Origin of the sequence: Flagellimonas pacifica (genome assembly GCF_900215465.1) — a bacterium.
In the GTDB taxonomy this organism is placed as follows: Bacteria; Bacteroidota; Bacteroidia; order Flavobacteriales; family Flavobacteriaceae; genus Flagellimonas; species Flagellimonas pacifica.
In genome coordinates this window covers 1,050,400-1,069,992 of sequence record NZ_OBEH01000001.1, presented here as the reverse complement: position 1 = coordinate 1,069,992, position 19,593 = coordinate 1,050,400, and the positions used below count along the sequence as shown (strand labels likewise).

The following is a 19,593-nucleotide window of genomic DNA, read 5'->3' as shown; positions in this document are numbered from 1 at the left end:
AAGAGATGCCATCATTTGGCATTAGAACAGTTTTGCTATTTTATAATAACAAGAAAAAGCCCATGCACAAAACATGGGCTTTAAACAAACTAACTCAAACTAATAAATTCAATGAGACTTTTCTTGATTTTACAGTTTAAAAGGGGTTCCGTCTATTTCTTTTTGGTTGATGGGCATTCCCAATAACTTCAAAATTGTAGGTGCAACTTGGTTAGTATACAATTGCTCTTGGGCAGAAACCTCACCTAATGCTCGTACGTTTTTGCCAAAAGCCACCAACCATACTTGACCTGCTCCCTTTATTTTACTTCCGTGACTTCTCCATGTACTCAAGGGTTTTGTTCCCCTGCCATGATCTGTAGTAATAATAAAGACCGTATCGTCTTTATAAAACTCATCTTGTTGAGTGAAGTTCCAGATTTCTTTGATCAATGAATCTGTGTTATTGGCCGCTTTTAGATAAGCCTGATAGTCTCCATCATGGGCAAAATCATCTGTTTCGCCATAAGCTATGTACACCAGCCTTGGGTGTTCTTTTTTCATATGTTCTAATGCAAAATGATGCGTAAAGGCATCCAGACGAACACTACCCCACGGACTGGGAATCTGCTTCTGTAACTGGTTAAGGAATTCTTCTTTTTCATTTAAATTCTGCGCAGCAGATTCAAAACCCGCATTTACAGGTACTCCGGAACGCTCTTCGTTTACAATAAATGGAAATACATCCCAACTACCAAAGGCAGCTACTTTTTCTTTGCCTTCTTTAGTATTGTTAAAGCGTTCCAAAATTGTTGTATTTGGGTTATTGAACTTTTTGTTGCTATCAATTCTGGCATCATCTGCTTTACCCGTTAATATTTCGTTGTATCCAGGATAGGAAAACCACATGTTATTAGTGAGGTTCATTTTGCTCCCAAGAATTCTGTTCCCATGCAGTTGTCCCATTTTTGACACCTCATTCCAAAGGAATGGCATTAATACCCGCCTACGTTCTTTTGGTGACTCTCGCCAAAAAGTCTTTTTTAGCATGGTAGTATCATGAACGTACTCCTTGTTTGTAATCAAAAGCGAATCTGCTCCTGTGTACAATTCTTGCCAGCGCAAACCGTCCATGGTTATTAAAACGATTTTTGGCATATCTTTTTCTTGACTCCATGCCAGAGTAGTAAAGCTCATGATACAACTTACCAAGAACATGTTTCTTAAATTTTTCATTATGCTATAGTGTTTATTTTTAAAAATGCTTCGTTCAATATTTCCAAGCCATGTTGTAATTCTTCTTTAGATATGGTCAAGGCCGGAGACAATTGTAGTACATTACCTTTTGAAACTTTAAAGCTAAGTCCTTTTTTTAGACATTCATACATGATTTCCTCTGTCTCATTTGTTGCTTTTTCTTTGGTGACTCTATTTGTCACCAACTCTATTCCCCAAAGCAGGCCCGACCCCCTAACATCTCCTATTAATGAATATTTTCTATGTAATTTTTGGAGTTCTTTTTTCATAAAGGCTTCGTCTTGTTTTACCTTTTCCAGAAGTCCTTCTTCTTCAATGATTTTCAGAACAGTTAATCCGGCCATGCATCCCAAAGGACTTTTTTCATGGGTGTAATGCCCTAATGAAATATGTTCAAAAACATCATATTCAGATTTGGTAATTACAGCAGCTTGAGGAATGATTCCTCCTCCCAGCCCTTTGCCCAAACAAAGTATATCTGGTTCAATACCATAATGCTCAAAAGCGAACCACTTCCCTGTTCTTCCCAAAGCTATCGGAATCTCATCCAAAATAAGTAATACACCATATCTTGTACATAAATCCCTAGCCTCTTTCCAAAACTGTTTGGATGGTACTTGCACATCGGTATTCCTGATGGTTTCTGCCAAAAACGCCCCAATTTGGTTATCCTTGGAAAGGACATATTCTAAATATTCCAAGGCTTTGCTTTCATTTCCTTCAAAAATACCTCTATAGGTTATGGGTGGAGGAATATGTTCCACACCAGGCATCATGGGGCCCATATGCTCTTTAAAAACTGACTCTCCTCCAACACTTATAGCATCTAAGGATGCACCATGAAATGAATCCCAAAAAGATACAATTTTATGCTTTTTAGTAACCGCTCGTGCCAACTTAAGGGCAATTCCAATAGCTGAGCTACCGTTTGGCGTCAGTAATATTTTGTCAAGGTCTTTAGGCGTGATGGAAATTATTTTTTCTGCAAAATTTATTGCCACTTCATTGGTGTATCTCCTAGTGGAAAAGGTAAGATTTTGTAATTGCTCGGTTAAACGTCCTACCAATTTGGGGTGTGAGAATCCTATTTGGTGCACATTATTTCCATGAAAATCCAAATAACGCTTACCTGAAATACTCTCTATATAAGACCCCTTGCAATCACCCAATACATCCAAACAAGGTGTGGACATGGACTGATGGATAAAATATTGCGCGTCTTTCTCCAACAATTGTTTAATCTCCTCATCTACATTTTCCCTAATCCAATTTCCCCTTGCAGAGGTCAGGTTGACATCGCCTTCCACCATGAATTCAACGTTTTGCATATTCTTATCTTGTTTCATAAGGTCCATGTATCGATACTATTTTCCGGTTTTCCGATTGATCATCCAAGATGTAAACACTGTAAGAATTTCCCCCTTTATAAACCCTTACCACGATATGTCCTTGCAGACTTTTATACTGGCCAAGTCTTCCGCCAATAACATCTTTTGCGCCCTGTAACATTACTGAAGAGAATATATCTCGTTCTCCAGGATATAGTTTCTTGGAAGTAATTCTTCTCAACACTTCCTCACCGGGATGGTCAGCAGTCCAGTTTTGTTGAATCCATACTCTTGGTCTAACTGCTCTCACATAATATGGATTTTGCGAATCCCGATTCCCGTGGTGATTCATCGTAGCCACATCAACTGGGCCAACTATTGGTGCTATTTGGGATTCTATGGAATTGATATCCATCTGCCCATATTGGTCTATCCCTGAGATGTCTCCCCCAGTAAAATAGTTGAACTTTCCATAGTCTATTCTGATACAATTACTGAGTGGGTTTTCTCCTGGATATTCCCCTTTGGAAAAAACTGAATGTGTTTTCTCTTTTTCACCCGTCCAAATAAGCCCATTAGATGCAATGTTCCGAACAATAAAATTGGGATATTTGGTCGGATTCTTTTTAAGAACAATCTGATTGTTCTTTCCAACCTGTAACGATTCATTCTTTAAACCCGTTGCCTTGGATTGATAGGAAATGAACTTCCAATATTCTTTTAGCGTTGGAATCATCCCATATTTATCTTTGACAAATCTTTCTTCTGCTTGAACTTTTGAATCCTTAAGATCAATTGGGTATTTGTTCCCTCTATCAATAAGTTTTTTAATAGGAATTAGAGTCCCTACTTCCATAATTCCCGTAAGTTGATATCCTCCCAAAGCTTTCTTTCTTAAGGTGTCCACTTCTCCAAAGTGATCATCATGGTAATGTGTTATCAACGCATAATCCAATTGCCTTTTATTGGAAAAAGGTGAAAATTGATCTATGTAATCCACAATCCATTCTGGTGCGGATCTAGAATTATTGGGAATTAATTTCGCATTTCTACTGGAAGTTGTACGTGAGTGGGTCTCGGACATGTCTCCAGCATCCACCAACATTGTGGTCCCATCCGGAAAGACCATAAAGGCTGCATCTCCTCTCCCAGTATTTATGTGGTGTATATCCAGATAGCCTGGTTTCCATACAGGCAATTGTTCTTGGGAATTACCAAATGTAATTACCCAAACTGCTACAAAACCACAATAAAATTTTCGGAAATCAGCAGCCATAATTTTTACTTTTCTGGATATAGTTTATTCGCAGGAATTATCTGTTTAGGGATATTGGTGCCCTTGTATTTTACATCCAGATGATATCCTCCACCGCCATTATAAAACTCCACTCTAATTAAATGGCGACCTTTCCCCAGTTCAACTTTGCCACTCTTTTCCCTAACACCATGGTTACCATCGTTGTCAACCAATAATTGATCGTTAACATACAACTTGCTCCCATCATCGCTATTAGTGAAAAACCTATAACTTCCACCTCTTTCAACTTCAAGATAGCTCTCCAGAACAATTGCAACTTGGTAGGTTTTTTTCGAATCATTAATTAGTTTTTTATGGGAAAACTCTGTTATATACCCCTCTTCTGTTATCTCAAGAGATGAAAAGTCGGGAAGCTTTTCCATTTTTTCATCATAATAAATCTTGTACTTAACAGGATCTTTTTTAGTCTTTGGGACAATTCTAAAATTGGCCTCGGCCATGGTACTTCGTATTTCGCCTTCTTCAAAAACAGCCGCTTTGATGACCATTGTTTCTTTTATATAGAATGTGTCCTGATATTTGGTACTGCCTATCAATGGAAGAGAAGCATCCAACGTATATCTGATTTCTCCTTTTTGATTAGGATTCTGTATCACCACAGGAACGGAATCTGCTTTAAAAATCCCACCTGCAGACTCAAAATAACCTGCATCTGGAAGAATTTTTGGCGCCATGGTCTGCTCTCTTCTTTTATAAATCAATTCTGGTTTTTCATTTCCCAGAAATGCTCCTTTTACCGGTCTCCCAATCCAGGCTTGTGGAGTTTTCAGCCCCATTGCATAAGCTACAGTAGGCGCATTATCTATTTGATATACAGTCTCTTCAATCTGATATCCAGATTTAACTCCTGCTCCATATAGAATAAAGGGAATGGTCATCTCTGCAGGGCTTTCTCCTCCATGACCAAAACCTAAACCTCCATGATCGGCAGAAACAATGAACATCGTATTTTCAAACATGCCCACTTTTTTGGTCGCATCTACAATTTCAGCAATCAAAGAATCTGCTTTTTCAATTGAGCTGTAATATTCCAGGGACCCATGACCCATACTATGTCCTACATGATCTACATGATCAAGGTGCACAAAAGTGAACTCAGGTTTGTGTTTTTTGATGTATCTCACTGCTTCATTTGTAGTGCCATCTTCATGATCACCGTTGATATCAAAATCGACATCATTTTTTTCGAAAAGCCTTCCAAAACCATCCCAATCATAAATAGCTCCAATGTGAGCTTCCGGATGCTGGTCTTTGAACAGGGTGAAAATAGTAGGAAAAGTACCTTCATTTGTGGCAACTACCGGAGGTAATCTATGATCAAATTTTTCCCATCCATTAGAGGTAATTCCATGTTGTTCGGTATCTGCTCCCATGATCATACTAGCCCAATTGGGACTAGAACTTGAGGGAAGCACTGATCGTGCGTGCATGGTTGCAGCACCATTTTTAATCATGGAATCCAACATTGGGGTATTAGCTTTTTTAATGCCATCCGGGCTCATGCCATCTACTCCAATGACCACTACGTGTTGGGTTGACTCTTTAGTCTCCTGCTGTTTTGAAGAACAAGACCATAGGAACAAAGTTCCTATGGTCATTGCTATTCTTCCTATAGTTATCCGGTTCACTGCTGAATCAACCATTACTTTTCCCACCAAACTTTGGTAGTAATTTTATCTCCTCCTATTCTACTTACCGCAGCATTATAGTTCTCAAGGTTCAATGATTCCTCCTCGCTTGGGTATTCAAATCTACTTGGATAAGTACTATAAAAGGCATCTGGGCCTGGCGCAATAGTATTTGGGAAGCCTGTCCTTTTAAATTCGATAAATCCCTGATAATCTGTATAGAATAAAGCTACATACTTTTGTTTCATAATGGTTTCAAGAGAATCATCGAATGTCACTTCTGGTCTGGTAAAATAATCCGTCGGCATATCCACATCCCAGTAGTCAAAGTTTGATTGGATTCCAGCCTCATACAAGTTTTGGGCACTTGTTGTAATCCATCCTCTTTGGGCTGCCTCAGCAAAAATAAAAGCAACTTCTGAATACAACATTAAACGAGCGTCATTGCTATTGGGTTGAAAATAGAAATAGTCAATATTGAATTTTGATAAAAAAGCATCTCCTCCCTTATATTCGTATGCGGGACCATCTACAATCCCATTTTGCATTCCCTCTATAGTGGGAGTTCCATTTTCAACGGACTTTGCCGTTGGGTCAGCAAAGAAGTCCAATCTTGGATCATTAAAGCTATCCAATAATTGTACAAAATGTTCAGAAATACGATATTCATTGTATGATCCAACCCTGTATACGGACTCTTCCGTAATTGGGTGTGCATCTGGGTTAGCTCCTAAAAATTTTAATATTGCATTATCGTCATTGGATTGCATTACTGGGTTTGCACTTTGATTATTATAAATCCCTGCAATTACGGATTCCGCGGTAACCGCGTCAACTTCACTAAGTCTTAATGCCAATCTTAAACGTAAAGAATTTGCAAATTTTCGCCACATCTCCAAATCGCCATCAAACATCAAATCTCCTTTTACCAAGTTTAAGTCTGAACCTCCCAAGATATCACTAGCTGTCTTTAACTTGGCGATCATATCTGTGTAAATTGCCTGTTGTGTGTCGTAAATGGGAGTGTAATTACCTTCATCCTCAGCTTTATTTACTTCGCTATAGGGAATATCTCCATACATATCGGTCAATATGCTAAACATCCAGGTCTGCATGATTATAGATATTGCCTCATAACTCTGCAAAGAATTTTCAACGGCAATTTTTTCCAGTTCTTTTGCATCTCTTATTGCCAAAAAATGGGTTTCCCACGTTCCTCCCTGATCTCCCCAATCAAAAAGGTCAAAGGATGTGAATACAATACGTGCGCCGTACTGCCCCATCAAATTTCCTTCGCTCCAAGCATCTCCAACAACTCTTCTTATTGAGTTTCGTTGAAAATTAGTCAACAACAGTTCAGGGTTGTTACTAATATTTGATGCCACATCTGGATTTTCATTTGAAACATCAAAATTATCGGTACAAGAGCCTAGAACGCTCAAGAAAATAATACCTATGATTACTAAATGTTTTTTCATTTTTTTATTTGTTATCAAGTTCGTTTATTCAACTATTCTGAAATTAAAGTTTCAAATTAACCGCCATACCTATACTCCTTGTGGTTGGAACCGTAGCATTCTCAACACCCGGAACATATGACCCTCCTCCGAAGGATAATAATTCAGGGTCCCCATGATTGAACTCTTTTGCCCATAACCAAAGGTTTGTTCCTATCAACGAGAATGTAAAATCTTGAACACCCAATCTTTCCAATACTTTACTTGGAAGGGAATAGCTTATTCTGGCTTCTCTAAGTTTGATAAAGGTTGCATCGTACATTCCTTCTGTTTCGTTACCCCTTCTGTATCTGTTGTTATGGTAGGCGTTTGCTGGCACAATTACATCGTTTGCCGTATAACTGCCATCGGCAAGTTGTTTTACCCCATCGCCGATAACACCATCAGAATTGGCGCCTCCGTAATCCAATCCAGAATCTGCAATACCTGGGTGAGCGCCTCCAAACTCCGGTGAGCGTCCCCAAAGTGTTTCAACCACATTACCTGATGTTGCAGCAATCAACCTTGTTCTTGAAAGTAATTCCCCCCCTTGCCTCCAATCAAAAAGGAAATTCAGTGAAAAGTTCTTATAATTAATGGTATTGTTCCAACCCAATGTAAAATCTGGATTGAAATTTCCCAGTTTTCTAAGTGTGTTGTCCTGTTGAACCAATCCTTCGTTGAAAACCACTTCTCCGTGGAACTGGCTATTTTCATCTTCTACTTTTACCAAACCTGTTCCCCACATATCTCCCAAAGAGCCTCCTTTTTCAGCAATGAGTGTAATTCCATTGCCTCCGTAAGAATATTTGTCCACACCATCTGCCAACTCTAAAATCTCATTTCTGTTAAGTCCAAAGTTAAAAGTGGTGTTCCAACTAAAGTTGTCAGTACTCACTGGAGTGGCATCCAACATTAATTCAATACCGTAGTTTTTGATCTTACCGGCATTAATTGTTCTGGAAGTCTTTCCCGAAGTTGTTGCCAAATCGATATCCAAAATCTGGTTTTTAGAGATGGTATTATAGTAAGTAAAATCCAAGCCAAGCCTATTTTTAAAGAACCTTAAATCTGTTCCTACCTCATAAGATGTTTGTATTTCCGGTTTTAAATCGGCATTAGCTAAATTGTTGGATGGAGCTGCTGTTGGATTATCACCAACAGGAGTTCCCAAAGCGAAGAAATTATTCAATCCGTAAGGGTCCGTATCATTACCTACTTTGGCCCATCCTCCCCTTAACTTGGCAAAAGACAAGAAATCATTATTGGTAACTCCCAACATGTCTGAAAGCACAACACTTAAAGAGGCAGATGGATAGAAATAGGAATTATTCTCTTTAGGAAGTGTTGAAGACCAATCATTTCTTGCTGTTAAATCTAAAAATATTTGGTTCTTCCAACCTAGTTGTGCAAATCCATAGACGGAATTTATTTGTTTTTCGGGCCTGCTGATTCGTTGCACAAGTGGCCCATCAGCATTGTTGAAAGAGTAGATCCCAGGTAGCAACAACTTGTTGGCCATTAGGGCATTGAAATGGTTTTTTTGTACCATCCTATTTCCCCCAATGTTGGCATTCACACTAAAGTCATCGGTTATGTCCTTATTGAAGGTCAACAAAAAGTCTAAGTTGGTTTCTTGAAAATTAATTTTATCCTCCCTGTACTGTCCGTTAGGAAAACGTTGTGTTGAATATGCCCTTTTAATAAAGCGGTATTCAGAAAAGAAATCACGACCACCCCTTACCATAAACTTGAAATCATCAGATAATTTATATGAAGCGGAAATGTTCCCTATAATTCTATCCTTTGCCAATGCATTGGTATTCTCGAACATTGTAAAGTATGGATTGTCATGGTAGTTATAATTATAATTGAACTGCTGGAAGCCTTCCAAACCATCTTGCCAATAATTCTTCAAGCCTCTTACATCTACCTGCTGGCCCCACCAAACAAACAGGTACATAACAGATTCTGTTCCGTAACCATTTACATGTCTGTTATCAGAATCTGTACGCACATAATTTATTTTGGAAGATACCGTAAGTCTATCTGTTAAATCATAACTTCCCGAAAGTGCGAAAGAGTTTCTTCTTATATCTGTATTGGGAAGAATTCCTTCGTTGTCCAAATTGGTGTAGCTTACCCTATAGTTTCCTTTATCATTACCTCCAAAAAATGAAATATTATTTGTGAATGTTCTACCCGTCACCGCAAAATTCTCTACAGGGTCTCCGGGATCCACAAATGGAGTTGGTGTTATTGCACCTCTCCTAGTTAAATCTACTCCAGACGAACCTAAAACAAAATCCAAGCCATGAACATCTCCTCCACGCAGTCCATTTGCTGTTGGGGAATCATGTTGCGCTCTAAGGGTACCGTCCATTAATGGACCCCAAGATTCATCTACTCCATCAAACGTTCCACTTCCATATCCATCAGCAAATTGAAAATCAAAGTTCTTACCTTGTCCATATACACGTTGATACTCTGGCCCCTTAAGTATGCTTTCAAAAGTCATCTTTGAGTTTACAGAAATTCCCATTCCCCTGTGAGATCTACCGGATTTAGTAGTAATTATGACTGCTCCGTTTGCTGCTCGCGAACCATATAATGCAGTAGCGTTCGCTCCTTTGAGCACTGATATTGATTCTACATCTTCTGGGTTTACTTCTGCCGCGCCATTTCCGTAGTCAATATTCATATTACTAGCTCCTCCCAAAGTATTTGTTCTGGTATCTGTGGAGTTATTGATGGGAACACCATCTACTACAAACAATGGCTGATTATTGCCTTGAAGTGAAGAATATCCCCTAATTACCACAGATGAAGACTGACCTGGGCCTGTACCATTGGTTACTACTTGAACACCGGCCGCTCTACCAGAAAGCGTACTTACAAGGTTGGTACTAGTAGATTGCGAAACTTCTTCGCCTCCAACCTTTTCAACAGCATACCCCAAAGATTTTTCATCTCTTGTAATATTCAATGCCGTCACCACCACTTCATTCAATTTTTGAGAGTCTGGCTGCAATACAATGGTCGCGCTTGTTTTTCCAGATGTGTCAAAGTCTTGGCTCAAATAACCAATGTAAGAAACTTCTAAAATGTCACCACTTTGTGAAAGTTCAACTTGAAAGTTTCCGTCAAAATCTGTAGCTATACCTACGCTACTACCTTTAACAACGACCGAAGCTCCTGGCAACGGAACGTTGTTTTCGTCTACGACTTTTCCCGTAAAAACAGTTTGGGAATAGCCCATAACACTTGCCGAAAAGGCAAGTAAAAATGCTACGAGTGTTTTTTTCATTTGTTGAGTATTTGTAAAAATTGGTTAATTATTTATCAACAAATATCTAATTCGTACGTTAAGCAACACTGTGCAATGGATTAAATAAAAGGTATGGAAAGGTTAAAAGAATTGCTTGATTGTTAGCTGAACATTATTTACAAATACTCAAATTTTATGTTATATTGCAGAACGCTAACATCTTAGTATTTTACTGTTTAACAATAGGTTAAGATGAATGATACATTTTAAAGACTGCTAACTAAAAATTATAAATACTAACTATTGAAAACAACAATAAATTTATGGAGGATTATCTTATAGGTATAGGTAAACGAATAAAAAGCATTAGAAAGAACAATAAAAAGACCATTAGCGACATTGCAATAAAGGCAGGAGTAACCGCTGGTTTAATTTCAAGGATAGAAAATGGCCGAACCATACCCTCCTTACCCGTATTCCTAAAAATTGTTGATGCTCTTGAAACTGAAATGACAGTCTTCTTTGAAGGAATCCCCAAGGGAAATGGTCAAAACTTTTTGGTATCCCGAAAAGGGGATCAAACGGTCATTGAAAAAGAGGACGAAGCTATTGGATTTACTTACAATTACATTTTTAGCAAACAGATGAGCTCTGTTGGTTTTGAAAGCGTCCTATTGGAAGTAAAACCAAATTCTAAGCGTGAAAAAGTGGTAACTGATGCCTTTGAGTTCAAATATATACTTACCGGCGAATGCTATTATGAAATTGGTGATCAAGAGGTCCTACTCAAAGAAGGGGATTCTATATTCTTTGATGGCAGAGTACCCCATGTTCCAATTAATAAAGGGCCCGTTGCATCAAAAATGCTCGTAGTTTATTTCTTCATTTAATCTTTTCAAGAAAACAGGACTTCTTCCAACGCGCTCAATGAATCTAAAATAATTGTGGGGTCAGCTTTTTCCAATTGTTCTCGGTTTTGGGCCCCAGTCAAAACACCAACTGTCATTCCACAATTTGCATTTTTTCCTTCTTCAATGTCTATGGCAGAATCTCCTGCTTTTAGCACTTGGGATGCATCCGAAATATTGAACAGCTCCATTGCCTTATCTATCATTTCAGATGAGGGCCTTCCTTTTTCCACATCATCCGCAGTGATCAGGGCATCTATTTGATCGCCTACTTTCCATCTTAGTTTTTCTAAAAGTCCATTGGCTGTTTTGGTATCGTACCCCGTGTTCAAGACTACCTTTATTTTATGTGATTTCAACAACTCAAAAAGTTCTTCTATCCCAGTATATGTGGTCACCTTTAAATCTGAATATGCTTCTTTGAGCAAATTTTTGAAATTTTTGAAGACAGATTCTGCATCAATTTTCAAATTTTGCCCAGCTACAGTATGCTCCAAAATATCCACAATAGCCTTGTATTTTTCTTTTCCGGCCCCATGCTCCAATACCGCATCCAATGTAACCTCTACCCCTGCTTCCACCAATGCTTTTTGCACGGTTTTGTACACCACATTACCTTCGTTGACAGTTGTACCAGCCATATCGAAAACAACAAGTTTTATATCTTTCATAAACTATTTATCTGTTAAAAATTTTATCTATGCTTTTTCTTGAATAACCGGCACTTCCTGTCATTCCCTTTCCTCCAATTCCTGTAACTATGTGGATATCCCCACTCAGTGTCTCCCTAAAAATGTCTTTAGATTTGCACTGCGAATACATACCATACCATCTTCGATGTATTTCATAATTTGGCAATTGAATAATTTTCTTGGCTTCGGACAGCATAAAATTATCAATATCCATGTTTAAATCATTGCCAAGATCATCTGCGTTGGCGGCATCTTCATATTGATGTGAATCTCCCAATATTACCGAACCATCCGCAGCCTGTTTGAATAGAATATGGATGCCCCATTTTTTTTGCAAGCTATCCTCTGGTTCGTTCTTCTTTATGCCTAAATAGGATGGGCATTCAGCGAAAGCTTCATATCTACGGATGGTCCATCCAGTTAAAATTGACCCCTTTAGTTCATAGTTCTGCTGCGGTTTAGTCTGCATCATCTGCAATTTTGCAACTTCCAGATCGCTGTTTTCAAACAATTCTGGATATAGGTTTTTAAAATCGCTTCCATTGCAGATAACTACTTTCTGGGCGCTTAACCTTTGGTTTGTGCTGCTATGTAGCTCAACCTCACCTTCCTTTTTTACACATCCAACTACCGTAAATTTTGTTTTGATTTCCAACCCCATCTGCCCAACCATATAAAGTTGCAATCTATGGATCATTGTTCTGGGTTCCACTGTAACCTCTTCAGGAAAAAAGAGTCCTCCCTTCGCATAACTTGCCTGTAGTCCCGGATATTTTTCCAAGCAATCGCTCTTGGTCAACATTCTTGAGCAATATCCATTGTTGCTGTTGATGGCCCTTAACTCTACCAATAATTGCTCTTCTTCATCATTTGAAGCAATATATACCGTGCCGTTTTGCCTTACAGTAATATCAAAAAGTGATTGAATTTCCTTATAGATCTCTAAGCTTTCCCTACCGTATTTCTGCCATTTAGCGTTCATTCCCGAAGGAACAACCTGGCCAAAATTCTGGGTGGTGGCTCCATTTGGTCTCAAATCTTTTTCAACCAAGCATACTTTTAAACCAAGCTTGAGTGCATGGTAAGCATGAAAGGTTCCCAAAATACCTCCCCCAACTATAACAACATCATATTTCTTGTTCATAGTGCAATTGTTCGCTAATATTTTCTGATTTATATCTGTTCTTTAAGTGCAAAAGGGAGACTACTGAAATGCCCACTCCCAAAATTGCGATGATATAGGCACCGTAAACAAAGAAATTGAGCCAGGAAAGATTGGACTGTCCAAAATTCTTGTACAATAGCACAAGAACACTTCCCACATATCCAAAGGCATCAGCTATGTAGATAAGGAAACCTGAATTCCCCTTAATATTGAACGCAGCGATAAATCGGTCAAAAAACAAACAGTTAAAGGGTATATAGCAAACATAAAGCCCAAAACCTGTAGAAACCATCCAAAGAAAAGGGTTTAAAATCCCTATTTGGAACATGAATGTTGAAATGCCCATTACTACTGTTCCCATAATAAGCAGTGAATGATACGTCTTTAATGCCTTAAAATTATCCTTGATATAAAAAATTGACCCAATGATGATGAGCACCACAACTGCCACAACAATTTCTGAAGTGGAGAATACGGATACATCTCCTTTATAACCTATGCTATCCCACAGTTCTCTGGCAAAGTTGTCACGAAAATCCCTAAAGGCCGTTAAAAAAGTATAGAAAACAACCACCAAAAGAAGTGGAAACAAGAATTTTTTAATCAATGCTTTCCTGTCTTCTTTGGACATGGGCAATCTTTCCACTTTCAGTTCTTTATCTGCTCTTGTTGGGGCAGGAATTTTTTGCAAAAGGTAGGCAAACAGTAGTAGCGGGGTCAAAAATATAGCCCCGGTAACACAAGGCATCCAAAATTCATCAACATTTAAAAAGTTCATTACATAAAGCCCAACAGATTTTACCATTCCGCTTGATACAATAAAACTTGAGCAAAGAACAATTCCCAAAATATCAGTGAATTTCCTGCCTTCCAGATATGAAAAAACGATGCCCCAAATCATCCCCAGGGGAATACCGTTCAAAAACATAAAAACAATATTGTAAGGAGCTGGTACCCATGCGAAAAAAAACAAGGCCAATTCGGCCAGGGCAATTAGCATCATTAAATATAAAAACCGTTGATTGGGCCTTAGCTCTGAGATTACCTTGATACCAACAAACTTTGAAATTGCATAACCCAAAACCTGAGCTATTATCAACAGTATTTTGTAGTTGACGCCCATAAAGCTAAGCCCTTCATAAGTTGCTACGGTAAACGGTTTTCTAAAGGCATACATGCAGAAGTAAGTACCAAACGCCGCCAGAGAGGCATGAAGAATAAAAATGGTGTTTGACCGCTTTGTATGTGAGTTACTAGACAAGTAAAATGTTTACAAATAGTAAATATATGTTTCAAATTACTCACTTTTGTAAGAGAACATCCCACATTTGGGTTTAAAAAATTGTTAGGGAAAGATTATTCTTTTTAAGAGGGATTATAAGTATTTATAAACCAAGTTTTTAGAAGAGTGCGCCAAACAACTCACCTACTATTGTTGAAAATTAAATAGCTCCTTGAGCTCAACACCCAATGCTTTGGCAATAAGGTTTAGGTTTGTGATTGAGGTACTGATTTCCCCTCTTTCTATTCTTCCAATTTGATTTTTGGACATTTTGGAATCGGTTTCCAATGCTGCTTGGGAAAGTCCGGCTTTTTCACGAAGTTCTAGAAGATGCTCCCCGAATCTTTTTAAAAAATGTAAATCCTCTTCTGTGTACTTTCTTCGCATGATGTATTTAAAAAAGAATCACTCTTCAAATAAAAATAAATCATGTAATGAAACACCCAATGCCCCAGCTATACGGTTTAGGGTGACTAAACTTGTATTGTTTTCAGCTCTTTCAACTCGTCCGACCTGAGTTTTTGGAATATCAGCTTCGATGGATAAGTCATGTTGAGACATTCCTTTTTCATCACGTAGAAAACGGATTCTTTTTCCGACTCTTTTTATAATTTCTAAATCCTCTGGTTGATACTCTCTATACACGCTACCAAAATGATCTCTTTTATAAAAAGAATTGGTTACATCGTTGTGCTTTTACGGCATATTTTTATTAATATTGAAATCAATTGCTGCATAACCCCTCTAATTTGGAAAATCTACTAGACCATGTCCAACATTTTAGGGAAAATCAATTGGACATTACTACTGCTATCCAACAAAACCTAGCAACATTAAAAAAGCACTATTATGATAAACCTAAGAATTTTCAGTAAGGTAGGTATTGAGGTAAACTAATAAACAACTTAGTTAAGAATGAATTCTATGTATAAACCCATTTGTATCCACCAGCCTGATTTCTTTCTCCTCTACAAACCCTAGAAATTGAGGTTTTGCTATAGCCAGAACTTTTACTTGTAGTAGAAACAGAATTAAAGCAGTTAGTTAACTCGTCTACCATTTAAATCATATTGACAAACACTCTTTTTTCTTCAATAGGCCTGAATGGTAAAGTTTTTAGCATAGCTCCAATATTATCACATTTAGTTCTTAAAACTAATAATTACTAAGAAATTTTATTTCATATTTTTTACCCTCTTAATTCATGCCCTATTTAATTGATTTCAAATAGGTTCAAAAATTAGAGTTAAAAGAAAAAGTTTTAATCTTATATTATAAATTAAAATATATTAAGTGACACTTGAAATAATTTCAAAGAATCATGATATAATCAATCTTGAAAACTCAAGAAATATTCATGGATGCTTTAAAAAAACGTTTTCAACTCTTTCCAGGACAAAAGTTCTGCTTGAAAATGCTTTAAACGACAAAAAAACTATAGAAAGAATATCCAAAAATCTATATGTCCACCAAAATGGTTTTCACAAGTATATCTTATATACATCAAAATCAAGAAAATGGAGAATTAGACTGCACATTTGGGACGAAATGCAATTTAACAATCAAGATATTCATAACCATACGTTCAATTTTACTTCAGTTGTAGTTCAAGGTGGCTTGAAAAACCTAATATTTGAAGGTGATCTCAAAAATAGTTCCCCTTACCATTTGTATAGGTATAATATTGATAATGAAACCAACGATTCACAAGTAACCTCCTTAGAAGAAACAAAAGGTCTAAAGCTGAAACAATCCATCGATATTAAAAAGGGAGATGTTTACTATCAAGATGCCAGTATAATCCATAAAATTGAGGCAGCCGAATATCCCACTGCCACTTTGGTATTGCAAGAAAGTTGGATAAGAAATAATTCTACGATTTACAGAAATCATTTGAGCAATCATTTGATATCGGAACGGAAACATGCCCCAGCAGATTCAAAAATTGTTTCAAAAAACCTTATGAAAATAATTAAATCACTTAAATGAATATTGAAACATGAGTAATTCTAAAAAAACATTTATAACAACATACTTAAATGATGGTATTACAATTGCAATATCATTTATTTTAATAATGTCTATCGCTTTTTTTTCAATAGGCTATTTTGGAAAAAACGTAAACCTTTCTGCTCTCTTTTATAGCGCTGGAGTCGGATTTCTGGTGAGCTTAATTACCACACTGGTTTACAATAAATACATTATTAAGAGAAACCAGGAAAATATTAAAAAATCAATCAAGGAAGTATTCGAAGAAAGTATAAACATTGATGCCATTGCTAGTAAAACCAGTGAATCAATAGAATCAATAGTTGATCCTTTAAAAAAAATTGTTCAGGATAACATATTTACTCCGGATAATATTTTTCATTCTAACAATGATGGAAATACCGAGTTCAACAAAGATTTCACAAATAATCTTTACCAATCTGAAACATATATTTTCAAAGGGGTTGCTGGCAAAAGGGTTGCGGCACGAAAAGCATACAATGAAAACTCCAATAAAAAACAAATTTTAACCAGTTTTCAACAATTAAAAATGATAATGCCGCATCCTGACTCGGATTTGATACATGAAATAGCGGCCAAAAGAAATCATTATAGATCAACTTCATTGGTTGAGGCCTCAGTTTTAATAGAAGAAATTAGAAAGGACATTCGCTATAGTATAATAAACCTTTATCATTGTGCAATCAAATATGGAGGGGATTTTCAGATTGTATTTCAAAAACATAATTCAGCACCATTTAGATGCGAAATACTTGAAAATTATGCTTATATCACACTTTACACCTCACTTGGAGAGTTACGGAAAGAAGAAGAAGTTGTTTTAAAATTTAAAAAACATAGTCCTTTGTTCCAATTTTTTTACCACGTTTGTCATCATGAATTTGAAGTATGTAAAAATATGAACGACTATATTTCAATTCAAAAAAATACAGACATGAAAAAGTTCAATAACGAACTCAAGAGATTAAAAATCGACCCTATTAAGCCGGATGAACAGAAAAAAGCAAAGAAGGTACTGGATAACTTATACAAAAATCTTGAATTTGTTGTTAAATAATAGTTGACTCATTATCAATAAGAAGCAAGTATTAAAAAAAAAATCAAACCCAGTCCATTAAGAATTGGGCTTAACATTATTGAATATACTTCCAAACATATCCCCTTGCTTTTTTTCGTTCACTTCTACAAACTCTAGAGATAGGAGTTTTACTTAATCCAGATTTTTTTGAAGCTTCTGCAACAGAATCAACCTCCTTTCCCAGATAAAGACCATATATATTATCAATATTGAATACTTCACCTTGCAGTTGTAGTTTCAGGTAAGAAGATTGGATTTTGGATTTTACAAGCTCTAATTGGGTATTGACAAGTTGATGCTTAGTTACCTGCCTTTTTGAATCCCATTCTGAGTATTGCATAAATTGTCCAGTAGCGAACTGTTTACGGTTTTGTCCATAGGTCATTCTACAATGAAGAGGACATTTACCTTTTTTGTTTACTCGTGCTTTATTGATTACAAAGCGGATTGAAAGTTTGTTTTGATTCATACCAATTGTATTTGATTAGACAATTGGCACACAATTCGGAATAGGGTCGCAACCTTTTTTAAAAGTTGATGTTACCTTTTTGTATACCTTTTTTTGGAAAAAAAGAGGTACAGTTTAACTTATCGCGGTAATAAGGCTGGAAATAAACCCCTATAAAACAACAAAATCCAACACTTTCACAAGTATTGGATTTCTTGCTCTGCTCCCCCTCTTGGACTCGAACCAAGGACCCTCTGATTAACAGCGGTCGGATTATGGATACATATTGATATGTTTCAATTCATAATTAATTGATTATTAGTTTTTTAATAAAATTAAGTCTTTTTTAAACTGATTTGAAACCGTATATTTATGTGCAAATTATGTGCAAATTTTTATCTACCTTTAAAATATGCAGACGAGTTTAAGCCTAAGTTTGGATACCCGAAGAAAACGAAAGGATAATTCATTCCCTATAATTATTCGGTTGGGTCACTTTCAAAAAACCACTTCGATTGCCACTGGCCAATCCGTAGAAAAAATGTATTGGGACGATTCAAAAAAACAGGTAAAACGTTCCTATAAAGGGGTGAAATCTGTAAAGTTTTTGAACAACCTGCTCCTCACAGAACTGGCCAAAGCTCAAGAAATTGTTAACCGACTGCATTACAAAGGAGAACTGGATTTTTTATCCGTTAAGCAGTTAAAAGATAAAATAGTTCGAAAAACGAAGTATGATTCTTTCTATGTATATGGTCTGAATCAAGCTAAGGAATTAAGGGTTGCGCAGCGCTTTGGTACTGCCAGAAACTATGAAGGGGTGATAAGTATCCTAAAAGTGTTCACAAAACAAAAGGATTTAAAGTTCAACGAATTGAACCATGACTTTTTAAAACGCTTCGAACGATTTCACTTATCAAAACCTGGTAATAGCCAAAATGGTTTAGCTTCCTATATGCGGACTATAAAGGCGATATATAACAAAGGCATTAAGGACGATATAATAGAGAGGGAATATTATCCTTTTTACAAATATCAAATCAGAACGAATCCAACTGAAAAGAGAGCAATAAAAGTAAGGTATATCAAAAGAATTTTAGAGCTGGATTTAAGTAAGGAACATTCCTTATTTCATTACCGAAACTATTTTCTTCTTTCCTACATGACCATGGGCATGTCCTTTATTGATATGGCATTTCTACGAAAGGAGAATATTGTGGACGGCAGAATCAAATTCCAGCGCAAGAAAACATCTAAAATGTACGATATTAAAGTCACTGAGCAAATGCAGGAGATTTTAAAATTCTATACCACCAAAAAGAAAAGAAAAGACTTTATTCTTCCAATTCTAAAGAGAGATTCGCTAGAACTTCAATACAAAGATGCGCAATGGGCATTAAAAAATTATAACAAAGGCCTTAAGAAAATCGCGGAGCTTTGCAAAATTGAAGAGCGTTTAACCTCTTATGTTTCAAGGCATAGCTTTGCTACCCACGCCCTATTTAAGAATATTCCCTTGCCGGCAATTTCCTCGATGTTAGGCCACAGTAAATTATCTACTACACAGATCTACCTAAAATCTCTTCCAAGCAATGTTCTAGATACCTATCAAGAGGAGATGAATGTTCTCTAAAGACCCTCAAATCAATTATATATTCGACGAATTAAAAGTCTCGTAAAAACATTTTTAATGAAACTACTAAAAGAGACGGCTAATGGGACACGTTACACAAAAT

16 protein-coding genes are annotated in these 19,593 nt (G+C 36.8%); 4 read left to right on the top strand and 12 right to left on the bottom strand.

Annotated elements, in window-relative coordinates:
* Positions 1-129: 129 nt before the first annotated feature.
* Genes CRO15_RS04755 through CRO15_RS04730 form a run of 6 tightly spaced genes read right to left on the bottom strand, consistent with a single transcriptional unit; the run spans position 130 to position 10,313 of the window.
* The gene (locus CRO15_RS04755; protein WP_097044610.1) at positions 130-1,215 is read right to left on the bottom strand and encodes an alkaline phosphatase family protein; all 1,086 of its coding nucleotides are present in this window, start codon (positions 1,213-1,215) and stop codon (positions 130-132) included.
* Positions 1,215-2,582: a (R)-1-hydroxy-2-aminoethylphosphonate ammonia-lyase gene (gene pbfA / locus CRO15_RS04750; RefSeq protein WP_243396900.1), complete on the bottom strand. Its 1,368-nt coding sequence runs from the start codon at positions 2,580-2,582 to the stop codon at positions 1,215-1,217. Before pbfA ends, CRO15_RS04755 begins: the two co-directional genes overlap by 1 nt.
* On the bottom strand, positions 2,569-3,840 hold the full coding sequence (locus tag CRO15_RS04745) for a ComEC/Rec2 family competence protein (RefSeq protein ID WP_097044608.1): 1,272 nt from the start codon (positions 3,838-3,840) through the stop codon (positions 2,569-2,571). The genes pbfA and CRO15_RS04745 overlap by 14 nt, the downstream gene beginning before the upstream one ends.
* Before the next feature lie 5 nt (positions 3,841-3,845).
* A complete protein-coding gene (locus CRO15_RS04740; protein ID WP_243396899.1) occupies positions 3,846-5,537 on the bottom strand; it encodes an alkaline phosphatase family protein in 1,692 nt (563 codons plus the stop codon).
* Entirely contained in the window at positions 5,525-6,988 is a 1,464-nt protein-coding gene (locus CRO15_RS04735) for a SusD/RagB family nutrient-binding outer membrane lipoprotein (RefSeq protein WP_097044607.1), read from the bottom strand. Before CRO15_RS04735 ends, CRO15_RS04740 begins: the two co-directional genes overlap by 13 nt.
* 43 nt (positions 6,989-7,031) lie before the next feature.
* On the bottom strand, positions 7,032-10,313 hold the full coding sequence (locus tag CRO15_RS04730) for a SusC/RagA family TonB-linked outer membrane protein (protein ID WP_097044606.1): 3,282 nt from the start codon (positions 10,311-10,313) through the stop codon (positions 7,032-7,034).
* Between the two features lie 284 nt (positions 10,314-10,597).
* Between CRO15_RS04730 and CRO15_RS04725 the strand changes: the two genes are divergently transcribed.
* Positions 10,598-11,164, top strand: coding sequence for a helix-turn-helix domain-containing protein (locus CRO15_RS04725; RefSeq protein ID WP_097044605.1), 567 nt, complete (start codon positions 10,598-10,600; stop codon positions 11,162-11,164).
* A gap of 5 nt (positions 11,165-11,169) precedes the next feature.
* Here the strand turns inward: CRO15_RS04725 and CRO15_RS04720 are convergent, their stop codons facing one another.
* The 5 genes from CRO15_RS04720 to CRO15_RS04700 form a co-directional block, all read right to left on the bottom strand.
* Positions 11,170-11,853 carry a phosphonatase-like hydrolase gene (locus CRO15_RS04720; protein WP_097044604.1) on the bottom strand — a complete coding sequence of 228 codons (684 nt, stop codon included), beginning with the start codon at positions 11,851-11,853 and terminating at the stop codon, positions 11,170-11,172.
* Between the two features lie 7 nt (positions 11,854-11,860).
* Positions 11,861-13,018 (bottom strand): TIGR03364 family FAD-dependent oxidoreductase, encoded by a 1,158-nt coding sequence (locus CRO15_RS04715; RefSeq protein ID WP_097044603.1) that lies wholly within the window; start codon positions 13,016-13,018, stop codon positions 11,861-11,863.
* Entirely contained in the window at positions 13,002-14,300 is a 1,299-nt protein-coding gene (locus tag CRO15_RS04710) for a DUF5690 family protein (protein ID WP_207763807.1), read from the bottom strand. The genes CRO15_RS04715 and CRO15_RS04710 overlap by 17 nt, the downstream gene beginning before the upstream one ends.
* A 168-nt stretch (positions 14,301-14,468) precedes the next feature.
* Positions 14,469-14,708 carry a helix-turn-helix domain-containing protein gene (locus tag CRO15_RS04705; protein WP_097044601.1) on the bottom strand — a complete coding sequence of 80 codons (240 nt, stop codon included), beginning with the start codon at positions 14,706-14,708 and terminating at the stop codon, positions 14,469-14,471.
* An 18-nt stretch (positions 14,709-14,726) separates the two neighbouring features.
* Positions 14,727-14,966 carry a helix-turn-helix domain-containing protein gene (locus CRO15_RS04700; RefSeq protein WP_243396898.1) on the bottom strand — a complete coding sequence of 80 codons (240 nt, stop codon included), beginning with the start codon at positions 14,964-14,966 and terminating at the stop codon, positions 14,727-14,729.
* Between the two features lie 648 nt (positions 14,967-15,614).
* On the opposite strand from CRO15_RS04700, the gene CRO15_RS19705 reads away from it, so the two are divergent.
* Complete coding sequence (locus CRO15_RS19705; RefSeq protein WP_097044600.1) at positions 15,615-16,310, top strand: hypothetical protein; 696 nt, start codon at positions 15,615-15,617, stop codon at positions 16,308-16,310.
* 10 nt (positions 16,311-16,320) lie between these two features.
* Positions 16,321-17,388: a hypothetical protein gene (locus CRO15_RS04690; RefSeq protein WP_133067202.1), complete on the top strand. Its 1,068-nt coding sequence runs from the start codon at positions 16,321-16,323 to the stop codon at positions 17,386-17,388.
* A 76-nt stretch (positions 17,389-17,464) separates the two neighbouring features.
* Here CRO15_RS04690 and CRO15_RS19850 read toward each other — a convergent pair whose 3' ends face one another.
* Positions 17,465-17,878: an Arm DNA-binding domain-containing protein gene (locus CRO15_RS19850; RefSeq protein ID WP_207763805.1), complete on the bottom strand. Its 414-nt coding sequence runs from the start codon at positions 17,876-17,878 to the stop codon at positions 17,465-17,467.
* Positions 17,879-18,269: 391 nt separating this feature from the next.
* On the opposite strand from CRO15_RS19850, the gene CRO15_RS04680 reads away from it, so the two are divergent.
* Entirely contained in the window at positions 18,270-19,490 is a 1,221-nt protein-coding gene (locus CRO15_RS04680) for a site-specific integrase (RefSeq protein WP_097044598.1), read from the top strand.
* Positions 19,491-19,593: the final 103 nt, after the last annotated feature.